Source organism: Williamsia sp. 1138 (assembly GCF_002095435.2).
Classification (GTDB): Bacteria; Actinomycetota; Actinomycetes; order Mycobacteriales; family Mycobacteriaceae; genus Williamsia.
In genome coordinates, this window is sequence record NZ_MJEJ02000015.1 from 26,135 (window position 1) to 35,808 (window position 9,674).

The 9,674-nt window shown below is 63.7% G+C and carries 13 protein-coding genes; 6 read left to right on the forward strand and 7 right to left on the reverse strand.

The window, feature by feature from the left end:
* The first annotated feature begins 9 nt into the window (after window positions 1-9).
* Window positions 10-504: a hypothetical protein gene (locus BH683_RS01070; RefSeq protein ID WP_084834418.1), complete on the forward strand. Its 495-nt coding sequence runs from the start codon at window positions 10-12 to the stop codon at window positions 502-504.
* Between the two features lie 25 nt (window positions 505-529).
* On the opposite strand, the gene BH683_RS01075 is transcribed toward BH683_RS01070, so the two are convergent.
* The 5 genes from BH683_RS01075 to BH683_RS01095 all read right to left on the reverse strand — a co-directional run bounded on the left by BH683_RS01075 (window position 530) and on the right by BH683_RS01095 (window position 3,689).
* Complete coding sequence (locus BH683_RS01075) at window positions 530-1,099, reverse strand: AAA family ATPase (RefSeq protein WP_084834419.1); 570 nt, start codon at window positions 1,097-1,099, stop codon at window positions 530-532.
* Entirely contained in the window at window positions 1,096-1,482 is a 387-nt protein-coding gene (locus BH683_RS01080; RefSeq protein ID WP_084834420.1) for a hypothetical protein, read from the reverse strand. Before BH683_RS01080 ends, BH683_RS01075 begins: the two co-directional genes overlap by 4 nt.
* 63 nt (window positions 1,483-1,545) lie before the next feature.
* Window positions 1,546-2,376 carry an LLM class F420-dependent oxidoreductase gene (locus BH683_RS01085; protein ID WP_084834421.1) on the reverse strand — a complete coding sequence of 277 codons (831 nt, stop codon included), beginning with the start codon at window positions 2,374-2,376 and terminating at the stop codon, window positions 1,546-1,548.
* Between the two features lie 40 nt (window positions 2,377-2,416).
* Window positions 2,417-2,623, reverse strand: coding sequence for a hypothetical protein (locus BH683_RS01090; protein WP_168186936.1), 207 nt, complete (start codon window positions 2,621-2,623; stop codon window positions 2,417-2,419).
* A 163-nt stretch (window positions 2,624-2,786) separates the two neighbouring features.
* Complete coding sequence (locus BH683_RS01095; protein WP_084834423.1) at window positions 2,787-3,689, reverse strand: polysaccharide deacetylase family protein; 903 nt, start codon at window positions 3,687-3,689, stop codon at window positions 2,787-2,789.
* A 61-nt stretch (window positions 3,690-3,750) separates the two neighbouring features.
* Between BH683_RS01095 and BH683_RS01100 the strand changes: the two genes are divergently transcribed.
* Entirely contained in the window at window positions 3,751-4,134 is a 384-nt protein-coding gene (locus tag BH683_RS01100) for a MerR family transcriptional regulator (RefSeq protein ID WP_084834424.1), read from the forward strand.
* Between the two features lie 266 nt (window positions 4,135-4,400).
* Here BH683_RS01100 and BH683_RS01105 read toward each other — a convergent pair whose 3' ends face one another.
* Together BH683_RS01105 and BH683_RS01110 are read right to left on the reverse strand one after the other, a co-directional pair.
* Window positions 4,401-5,438, reverse strand: coding sequence for a crotonase/enoyl-CoA hydratase family protein (locus tag BH683_RS01105; protein WP_084834425.1), 1,038 nt, complete (start codon window positions 5,436-5,438; stop codon window positions 4,401-4,403).
* A 9-nt stretch (window positions 5,439-5,447) separates the two neighbouring features.
* A complete protein-coding gene (locus BH683_RS01110) occupies window positions 5,448-7,085 on the reverse strand; it encodes an acyl-CoA dehydrogenase family protein (protein ID WP_084834426.1) in 1,638 nt (545 codons plus the stop codon).
* A 76-nt stretch (window positions 7,086-7,161) separates the two neighbouring features.
* Here BH683_RS01110 and BH683_RS01115 point away from each other — a divergent pair, with 76 nt between their 5' ends.
* The 4 genes from BH683_RS01115 to BH683_RS01130 all read left to right on the forward strand — a co-directional run.
* Window positions 7,162-7,902, forward strand: coding sequence for a PaaX family transcriptional regulator C-terminal domain-containing protein (locus BH683_RS01115; protein ID WP_084834427.1), 741 nt, complete (start codon window positions 7,162-7,164; stop codon window positions 7,900-7,902).
* 146 nt (window positions 7,903-8,048) lie between these two features.
* Window positions 8,049-8,510 (forward strand): DUF1877 family protein, encoded by a 462-nt coding sequence (locus tag BH683_RS01120; RefSeq protein WP_084834428.1) that lies wholly within the window; start codon window positions 8,049-8,051, stop codon window positions 8,508-8,510.
* Between the two features lie 104 nt (window positions 8,511-8,614).
* Window positions 8,615-9,091, forward strand: coding sequence for a hypothetical protein (locus BH683_RS01125; RefSeq protein WP_084834288.1), 477 nt, complete (start codon window positions 8,615-8,617; stop codon window positions 9,089-9,091).
* 5 nt (window positions 9,092-9,096) lie between these two features.
* Window positions 9,097-9,674, forward strand: a 578-nt coding sequence (locus BH683_RS01130) for a DDE-type integrase/transposase/recombinase (protein WP_143695939.1), incomplete at its 3' end; no start/stop codon positions are given.

The following is a 9,674-nucleotide window of genomic DNA, read 5'->3' on the forward strand; positions in this document are numbered from 1 at the left end:
TCGTCCGGGATGACGTGGACGGTGCTCCGGCCCACGTGGTTCATGCAGGTATTCAGTGAATGGGACCTGTTCCGCGACGGCATCATCGAGAGACATCTCGTCGGAACGTCAGGTGATGGCCTCGAGCCGTTCATCGACACCCGGGACATCGGGGATGTCGCGGCCGCAGCGCTGGTGGACGCAGAACGTCACGCGGGAAAGGACTATCAGCTTTCCGGGCCGGATCTGCTGACGTTCGCGGAGGCGGCCAGGAAGATCGGAAAGGCCGCCGGCGAAGACGTCGACTTCGAACAGATGGCTGACGACGCCTTCGTCTCGTACCTTGCCCGGCGACGCGGTGTCGCCGGCCCGTTGGCGCAGGACTTGGCGCAAGTCTTCGGATGGATCCGTGAGGGGCGCAACGCCCACGTGTCTGACGGGGTGCGGGAGGTCCTCGGGCGAGCTCCGCGAACGTTCGACGACTTCGTCGGAGAGATTGCTGCGCAGGGCATCTGGCGCCGGTGAGTCGCGGTGGTGGTCGGGCGTGGGCCTACGTCGGCGTGGTCAGGGCTTCCGGCGTCCAGGTCGGCCACGAGATGGCCCCGATCGGTGAGCCGCCGACGAAACGGGCCACGATCTCTGGAGTACCTGCCGCCGAGTTGTAGACCGTGGCCTGCTCGGATCTGTCGATGGCGGTGGCGGCAAGGGGCCACAGTCGGTGATAGCGCTCGCGGATCCTCGCTTCCGGTACCGAGTGGCCCCCGGCCGCAACTCGGTGTGAGACACGCAGCACCGCCAGGGATTCGGGAACCAGTAGGACGTGCACGGCCACCACGAACCCGTTTGTCTGTGCTCGGGTGATCATGTCGAGCTTCGATGGATGAGAGAACACTGTCTCGGCGATGAAGGATCTACCCGCGTCGATGAGGGCGTCTCGCGTGGCTGCCGCCGAGCGTGCTGCTTCGTACGACCTCGCCTCGGCGTCATCGGGCCACCTCTGGCGCGCGATGACGTCGGCGTTGACAAAGACGCTGGTCGGCAAGGCGGGGGTGAGGGTGAGTTCGACGAAGGTGGACTTACCCGAACCGTTCGGGCCGATCACCAGGTCGAGGCGCTTCATTCGGAGTCGAGTACGCGGGTGGTGCCGTCGGGATTGTGCTCGACGAGCCGTCCCTGATCGTCGAGAACGACGGTCGTGATGCCGCTCGCGGCGAGTTCGGCCCGGTAATCGGTGCGGGCCAGGCCTTCGGCAATCTTGACGTCGACCTCTGCGTTGAAGAGCCGACCCTCTGCGTCGGTGAGATCGGCAGTCGGCACCGTGCCTGTCAAGGCTTGCTGCACTCGACTCAGGGCCGAGGTCTCATGGGCTGTCATGGCCTGCCCGATCCGTGCCCAGTACTCGAGTTGTTGGCGGCCGGTCCGGTTCTGTCGTCGCCCTTCAGCGATGGCTGAATCGACCAGAGTTGAGTCGAATCTGGTCACCTTGTCTGCGGACTGGGTCATGACAGCTCCTCGCGTAGCACTGTGCTACCAACTGTAGCTCTCTGCTACGCCCCACGGCATGGCTCAGCGATAAGGGTCTGCTGCAGCAACGAACTCATCGAGTGTGGCCAGCGTTTCCGCTTCCGGACGCGTTGGTAGCAGGAAGGTGACGCGCTCGACGTTCGCCGCGGCGTATCCGTCGAGCTCTTCAGACTTGCGTCCCGCGCCGAAAATGGTGAAGGGGATGTCGGATCGGCCGCGGTCGGCCAACTCCGTGCGTACGCGGATCAGGTCGTCGGCGCTCGTGTGCGCCCGCGGGAGCCACGCGTCGGCGTAATTCACCAGGCGATCGATGGCCGCGGGACTCTCGCCGCCGATGTAGATCGGGGGATGCGGCTTCTGGACCGGTTTCGGCCAGGCGAAGATCGGATCGAAGTCGATGTGTTCGCCGTGGAACTCGGCCTCGTCTTCGGTCCAGATCTGCTTCAGCGCGGCCAGCTGCTCGTTGATGAGCGCGCCCCGGGTCTTGGGGTTGGTGCCGTGATTGCTCATCTCTTCGCGGTTCCAGCCGACCCCGACCCCGAAGGCCACCCGTCCACCGGAGAGGAGGTCGAGGGTCGCAACCTCCTTCGCGGTGTGGATGAGGTCCCGCTGGGGCAGCAAGGCAATCCCGGTGCCGAGGATCAATCGCTCGGTGGCTGCTGCGGCAGCGGTGAGTGCGAGGAACGGGTCGAGAGTGCGGTAGTACACCCGCGGCAGGTCGCCGCCCCCTGGGTACGGAGACTCGCGGCTGACCGGGATATGCGAGTGTTCGGCCAGAAACAACGAATCGAAACCACGCTCCTCCAGCGCTCTGGCCAGCACATCGGGGCGAATGCCTTCATCGGTCACGAATGTAGAGACTCCGAAATCCATACTTCCCATGGAAGCACAGTGGATTGGAGCGACCTGTCGATCAGTTCTGACCAGCACTTTCTCTGGTGACGGCATGCGCTTCACGGCACGCGTCCTCGGCGACTTCCAGGGCGACCACGACGCGCCCGAGGGCGACCCGGGCGTCCAGGACTCCGTGCAGAGCGGCCGAGCGTTGGGCGTGTATCGCACGTAAGCGCGCCTCGTGCAGGGACTCGAACAGCTCGCTGGTCTCCTGGAATGCGTTCATGACTGCATCCCGCTCGACGTCTTGCTTGTTGCCCCAGCACTCGGATGCGCAGTGCATGCTGACATATGACCCCCGACTGTCTCACCGCGTCTCGGTTGGTCGAAACTAGACACCTCGACCTGACAGTGTCAACTTTAGAGCAACCCACGGGCCTCGCCGGCTATCAGATCGGTGAGTGCACAGACATGGGAGCGTGCCCGCGCATCTCGAGGTAGTGCTGTGCGATGTCGTCGCTGGTGGTCAGCCAGACATCGGGTTGCGCGGCGAGATAGGCGAGAGCCTGATCGAGATACTTGTGACGGAATGGTTGGCCGATGACAAACGGGTGCAGAGCGAGGGCCATCACGCGCCCACTGGTCGCGGAATCAGAGTGCAACTGTTCGTAAGTGTCGGTGACCATCTGGAGAAAATCGGGCCCGGTGAGGCCCTTGCCGAACAGTAGGAGATCGTTGAGTTCGACGGAGTAGGGAACGCTGATCATCCCCGAGACCGTCAATGGGAACGGCTGATCGTCGTGGGTCCAATCCAGGACGTAGCGGTAACCGAGTCCGGCGAGGAGTTGCGGTGTTCGATGGGTTTCGGTCAAGCCCGGCCCCATCCAGCCCTGCGGTGCCCGGCCCGTAGCGGTCGAGATCGTGTCGGTGATCTCGGTCAGCACGCGTATCTCTTCTTCGACGGTGAGGTCCGTGTGCAGTGATGAGTTGGTGCGACCGTGCGCCAGCCACGCCCAGTCTCGCTCCAACCCCGCCGACACGATCTGCGGATACTGCTCGACCACCATGGAGTTGAGCAGGACGCTGGGCCGTATCCCGTGACGATCAAGGCTCTCGATGACGCGCCAGATCCCCACGCGGGCACCGTAATCGCGCCACCCATGGTTCAGGGCGTCGGGTCTGAGTGTCGCCGTTCCCTCCCAGATGCTGGTGGAGGGTAGACCCGGGACGAAATGTTCGACATTCAGTCCTACGTAGACCGCGATCCTCGCGCCACCAGGCCAGGTGATCGGGTCGCGTTCGGTGATCGGGCTGTACTCGTACGGTGGCTGAGGATCGTCACTGCTCGTCATGTCCGAACGGTAAGGGCTCACACCGGTGTCAGGTTCAAGCCGAATTGCGTATAACGGGGGTATGCGCATCGGGGAACTGGCACTGCGGACCGGAGTCAGCGAACGGTCGTTGCGCTACTACGAAGAGCAGCAGCTGCTGATCTCCGATCGAACCCCTGGCGGCCATCGCGACTATGCGGAGTGGGCCGTCGATCGGGTGATCCACATCCAAGAACTCTTCGCTGCCGGCCTGGCCAGCAAGAAGATCTCAGCGTTGCTTCCCTGTATGCGGGACGTCGATGGCGGGCCGTCCGAGACCGCCACGCCGAAGCTGATCGAACTGCTCGAAGCCGAACGCGCGCGTATCGACAAGGCGATACGCGACCTCGCGAATTCACGTGCGGTGCTTGACGATGTCATCGACGTGGCATCGGGGGCGAACCACACTGCGCCGTCGTCGTCATGAAGGGTTCAGTTATGCGGGAGTGACTCGTCCTTTACCTTCGCCTGCGCCAATCGTTTGCGCTGCCGCGCATCCCGCGCGGTTACCGATGCGTGCACGAGGGTCTTGCCGGTCCCGCTACCTACCGACTTGGACAGACCCGCGCTCAACCGATCCCAGATGTCTGCCCCGCCGACGTCGAGAACGTAGTCATCCGCCTGACGTTGTCACCCTGTACAGATGTCAGCGGTCAAACATGTGCACGCCCGTCGTCGGGGTTGGACGGGCGTTCATTCCCTCGCGGTATGCGGCGCGGTGAACTGCGCGCGCTTCCAGTCGCCGTTGATCTCGTCGCGTTCGCGCACGGCTTCGCGGAATCCCACAGTCGCCGCGCGGTCCTGGAACTCGAACCCTTCCCGCGTGTGGCGCGAGATTCCGTCGAACACGGTGCTGATCATGCCTGAGTTGCCAACCCCTTGGGCCAGCAACGCACTGTTGAGCGCGAGCTTGCTCATGATGAGTTGATTAATGGGAACCCGCGAAATGCGTTGCAACAGGTCCTCTGTGCGCTCGTCGAGTTCATCGGCAGGCGGTGCTTCGATGGCGAGGCCCCAGTCATACGCTTGCTTGCCGGATAGGCAATCTCCGGTGAACAACAGTCGCTTGGCTCGCTGATCGCCGAGTCGATGTGCCCACATGCCGGCTGCGGGGATGCCCCACACTCGAGTCGGTGGATACCCGATCTTGGTGTCGTCGGCGCAGATGATCTGATCGGCGTAGAGCGCGATGTCGGTTCCGCCCGCGACCGCGAATCCATGCAACTTGGCGACCGTTGGTTTGTTGGCATGGAGCAGGCTGGCGAAACCGCGGTTGAAGCGGCTCATCATCGCATAGTCGATCATGGGATCCCATGTGCGCGAAGGGTCATGATTGCGCGCCTGCACCACCGGGTCGATGGCGCTGCCTTCGCTGGGGTCCGGCCCGGCAGCCGGATTGCCCCCGTTCTCGGCGAAGATCGACAGGTCGTAACCACCGCAGAAACCCTTGCCTCGACCCGACACCACCATGACATGAACGCGGGGATCGAGATCAGCTCGCTCCACAACACGGGCGAGTTCGACGGGGGTGTCTGCGGTGATCGCGTTGCCCTGCTTCGGCCGATTGAATGTGATCCGCGCGATGCGACCGGTCACTTCATACGTCAGCGTACGATAGTTCTCCGCGTTGTCGGGTGGGGTTCGGCCGGCGAACAGCGAATCCTCACCTGCGGTGAGGTCGTCTCGCCACCCGGCGGGCTGTGACCCAGAACGGGTGCTGTGCTCGGACACCGTTACCCCCTATCGGGTTTCGAGTTTGGGAGTCACTCGTTCGACGATCGCGGCGGTGTCGATGCCGGTGGGAAGCGTGCCGAACACGTCGCCGTGGTCGCGGCCGAGCCGGCTGACGGTGAACGCGTCCGCGACCGCCGGGTGGCCGTGGCGGACGAGCAATGAACCCTGCAGCACTTGCGCCATCTGGCCGACGACCCGCCGAGCCCGGTGCTGCAGGCTGTCGACGTCGTTGAACTGGTTCTCCAAGTCGGTGATCGCGCGATCGAGGTGAGCGTCGGCTCCGGCGGCGACTTTCACCTCGTCCAGGAACGCGGTGAGCGTTTCGGGCTGTTTCGCCATCGCCCGCAGCGCGTCGAGGGCGGCCACGTTGCCCGATCCCTCCCAGATCGACATCAGTGGTGCCTCCCGATACAACCGAGGCATGCGCGACTCCTCGACATACCCGTTGCCGCCCAGGCACTCCAGCGCCTCAGCGGCATGGATAGGCGCGCGCTTGCAGACGTAGTACTTGCTCACTGCCAACGAGATGCGGCGTAGCGCGTCCGCTTCTGAGTCGCCGGCAGCGGACTTGTCGGTGAGGTCGGCGAGCCACAGGCCGACCGAGGTGGCGGCTTCTGCCTCGATCGCGAGATCCGCGATCACGTTGCGCATCAACGGTTGATCGATGAGGGTGGCACCGAATGCTGTGCGGTGGTTGGCGTGATGCGCGGCTTGTGCCACACCGTTGCGCATACTGGATGCCGAGCCGAGCGTGCAGTCGAGACGGGTCATGTTCACCATCTCGATGATGGTTCGCACGCCGCGCCCCTCGTCGCCGACCAACCAGGCCACCGTGTTGTCGTACTCGACCTCACTGCTGGCGTTGGATCGATTGCCCAGCTTGTCTTTCAGGCGTTGCAGCGCGAAGGTGTTGCGGGTTCCGTCCGGGAGGATTCGCGGAACCAGGAAGCACGACAAGCCGCCGGGTGCTTGCGCCAAGACGAGGAACACATCGCACATCGGCGCCGACGTGAACCACTTGTGACCCGTGATCCGGTAGGTGCCATCGGAGGTGATGGTTGCAGTCGTCGTGTTGGCGCGGACGTCGGAGCCGCCCTGCTTCTCCGTCATGGACATGCCCGCCAACAACCCCGCCTTCGATTGCGGGGTACGCAGGCCCGGGTCGTAGACGGTCGATGTCAGCCCGGGTTCGTACAGCGCCGCCAGGTCGGGGTTGGCGCGCAGCGCAGGGACCGCGCCGTAGGTCATCGATATCGGGCAGCTGTGGCCGGCGTCGACCTGACTCCACACGGCCATCTTCACGGCTCGGACAAAATGTGGGTTGGGTGTCGACTGGGTCCACGGTGTGCCGCCGAGTCCGAGCGCGACGGCTTCGGTCATCAGGCGGTGATAGGCGGGGTCGTAGTCGACCTCGTCGATCCGATTGCCGTAGCGATCGTGGGTCCTGAGCGTCGGGGGATGCGCCTCGGCGCGGTCTCCCCATTCGATGGCCTCGGCGCTGCCGGCCAGCCGCCCGACTCGATGAAGTTCGTCGAGGACGTGATCAGCGTCGGCGCGGTGTACCGCATCGAGGATCGACGGCGTGTTCGCCGCGTCGTAGCAGACCAGTTCAGGAACCTGATTTGTGACGAGATGAGTGGACATGCGTCGACTGTATTACAAGTGCAGATAACTGCGCCACGAAAATGTAATGTTCGGTGATGCGGGTTAGCATCGCACGATGACTACGGGCGCTTCAGGGGTTCGGAAGCTGACTGCGCGCTCGGTGATCCTCAGTACGCTGCTCGGGTTCCATTCGGCGCAGGCCCAGGTGCGCGGTGTCCTATCGCTGGCGACCGAACTGGGCTTGCAGGAGTCCGCTGTCCGCGTGGCCCTGACCCGGATGGTTGCGGCCGGCGACCTCGAACGTCACGACGGCATGTACCGGCTGTCTGCTCGGTTGATCGAACGACAGCGTCGTCAGGACGAAGCGCTGCACCCTGTGGCGGGGCCGTGGGACGGCCGGTGGTGCATGGCGGTCGTCACCACAGGCGCGACGGGATCCTCGGATCGGGCCGCGGTGAGGGACTCTCTGCGCGCCGCCCGATGTGGTGAGTTGCGCGAGGGGGTGTGGGCCAGGCCTGCCAATATCGAGGTCGTGGTGAGTGCGGAGGTGCGCGCTCGGCTCACCTTGTTCTCCGCCGTGCCCGAGGGGTCGCAGACCGCATTGGTGGCGCGCTTGTTCACGCTGGACCTATGGGCCGACAAGGCCGAGGGGCTATTGGCGGCCATGGACAACGCAACGGCGATGTCCGAGCGCTTCGAGGTCGCAGCCGCGATGGTGCGGCACACGCTCGACGATCCGCTGTTGCCGGCCGAGTTGTTGCCCGACAACTGGCCGGGGGAGCGCTTGCGCGAAGGCTACGAGAACTTCCGGAAGGAACTGACCGCCCTCGCGGAGAGGCTTTTTGCTGCGGGCTGACGCCGCCGACGTCGCAGCTGCGAAATAGTAGTCGAGGCTGTGCCTCGCTCGATGAATACCGGAGCATCTGTGTACAACTCATTCGGTTGTGCACAGGTGGTTGCTCCGACGGTTTGGTCTGTATTGAACGTGACACGCTCGGGCACATGGGAATTCGATACTACGCATACGCACTTCAACCCGACGATGTCGCCGCTGCCCGCCGCGATCCGTATCCGTTCATGTCCGATGATCCGTTCATGGACGCCTGGGGCCAACCAGAGTGCCCGGACTCGCTGTACCTCGACAAGGCATGGCGCGAACTCCAGCACGTGTTCGCCGGCCACGGCGGCAACAACTGTCCACGTGTCGCGTTGGAATTGGTGAAGGGAAAAGTCACTCCGGTGGGTAATGGACAACACCGGGGATTTGTCCAGGTCTTGCCACCTGAGGTGGTGGAATCAATCGCCAAGGACATCGCGCTGGTCGAGCCCGTCGATGACGCAACGATCAAGGAGGCGTTTCCCAATTCGGACGCCGACTACGTCAACGAGTTCCTGGGCCGCGCGCAGAGGTTCACGACGGGATTGGCTCGTCAGGGATTGGGTCTGGTGTACGCGATCCAGTGAGACGCCGATGCACACCGTCGAGTCATTTGCACACGTTCAACCCTCTCTGCCATCCTGGTCGTAAGACACAAGGTGTGGTAGGGGTGGTGGGGATGGAGTGTGACATGGATTTGTTGGATACCCCGATCGATATCCCGATTGGACGGTCAGCGAAGGGGCGGCGGTCGTTCCCGATCGCGTTCCGGGTTGCGTTTTTGCAGCGCTGGGACCTGGCGGTGCAACGCGGCGCCAAGACTCGGTTGATGCGTGAGTACAACCTGACTCGGGCGACCGTGCGAGAGTGGTTAGAGGCCCGCGAGTCTGGTGCGTTCAGTGACTCGATGGTCGCTGCCGCCGACAAAACGAGGGACCGCATGGACAGCCAAGACCGCGCTGAGCTGGCCCGGTTGCGCGCCAAAGTCGCCCGGTTGGAGAAGAAGAACGCCCAGTCCGAGGCGGCGTTGGAGATCATGGGAAAAGCCTTCGAGCTCTTGGACGGGATCACCAAGAGCTCGACCGAGGACGAGGGTCCGCAGATCCCACCGGCGTTGATGAGCGCCGAGCAGTACCAGGCCTGGCTCAAGCGACATCATCTTTCCTGACCGAGTTGGTCACCGCCTTGGCCACTCACACCTGGATCGGGGTCAAAGCCGCATGCGCATTGACCGGTCTGGCTCGCTCGACCTACTACCGGATCGAGCGCGGTTACCGTCATTACAAGCCGGTCCAGGATCCGGTGCCGCACACGCAGCGGTTCCAGCCGGCTGCGCTGACCGCCACCGAAGAAGAGGTCATTGTCGAGATATTGAACCGTGAAGAATACGCGGATCTGTCTGTGCAGCAAACATATTGGCGCGCTTTCGACAAGCGTGAGATCGGTTGCTCACCACGCACGTTCTACCGGATCGCTGCGCGCTACGGCACGGTCGGTGACCGCCGCCGCGGCCACCACAGCAGCCCCGGCAACCACAGTCGATCCAAACCAATCATTCATGCCAGCGGCCCGGGTCAGTTGTGGTCCTGGGACATCACCGACCTGCACGGCCCGACCAACGACGACCGCTACAAGCTCTACCTCGCGATCGACGTGTTCTCCCGCCACCCGGTCTGCTGGCGCATCGAGTACACCGAAAACAAGCCCGCCGCGATCGACATGTTCACCACCGCCATCGCCGAGCACGGCCC

Excerpts from the sequence above, each read along its gene's own strand:
- BH683_RS01115 (WP_084834427.1), top strand. The coding sequence starts at position 7,162 with ATGACTACGGGCGCTTCAGGGGTTCGGAAGCTGACTGCGCGCTCGGTG.
- BH683_RS01085 (WP_084834421.1), bottom strand. The coding sequence starts at position 2,376 with ATGGATTTCGGAGTCTCTACATTCGTGACCGATGAAGGCATTCGCCCC.
- BH683_RS01070 (WP_084834418.1), top strand. The coding sequence starts at position 10 with ATGACGTGGACGGTGCTCCGGCCCACGTGGTTCATGCAGGTATTCAGT.
- BH683_RS01100 (WP_084834424.1), top strand. The coding sequence starts at position 3,751 with ATGCGCATCGGGGAACTGGCACTGCGGACCGGAGTCAGCGAACGGTCG.
- BH683_RS01125 (WP_084834288.1), top strand. The coding sequence starts at position 8,615 with ATGGATTTGTTGGATACCCCGATCGATATCCCGATTGGACGGTCAGCG.
- BH683_RS01120 (WP_084834428.1), top strand. The coding sequence starts at position 8,049 with ATGGGAATTCGATACTACGCATACGCACTTCAACCCGACGATGTCGCC.
- BH683_RS01095 (WP_084834423.1), bottom strand. The coding sequence starts at position 3,689 with ATGACGAGCAGTGACGATCCTCAGCCACCGTACGAGTACAGCCCGATC.
- BH683_RS01080 (WP_084834420.1), bottom strand. The coding sequence starts at position 1,482 with ATGACCCAGTCCGCAGACAAGGTGACCAGATTCGACTCAACTCTGGTC.
- BH683_RS01110 (WP_084834426.1), bottom strand. The coding sequence starts at position 7,085 with ATGTCCACTCATCTCGTCACAAATCAGGTTCCTGAACTGGTCTGCTAC.
- BH683_RS01090 (WP_168186936.1), bottom strand. The coding sequence starts at position 2,623 with ATGAACGCATTCCAGGAGACCAGCGAGCTGTTCGAGTCCCTGCACGAG.
- BH683_RS01075 (WP_084834419.1), bottom strand. The coding sequence starts at position 1,099 with ATGAAGCGCCTCGACCTGGTGATCGGCCCGAACGGTTCGGGTAAGTCC.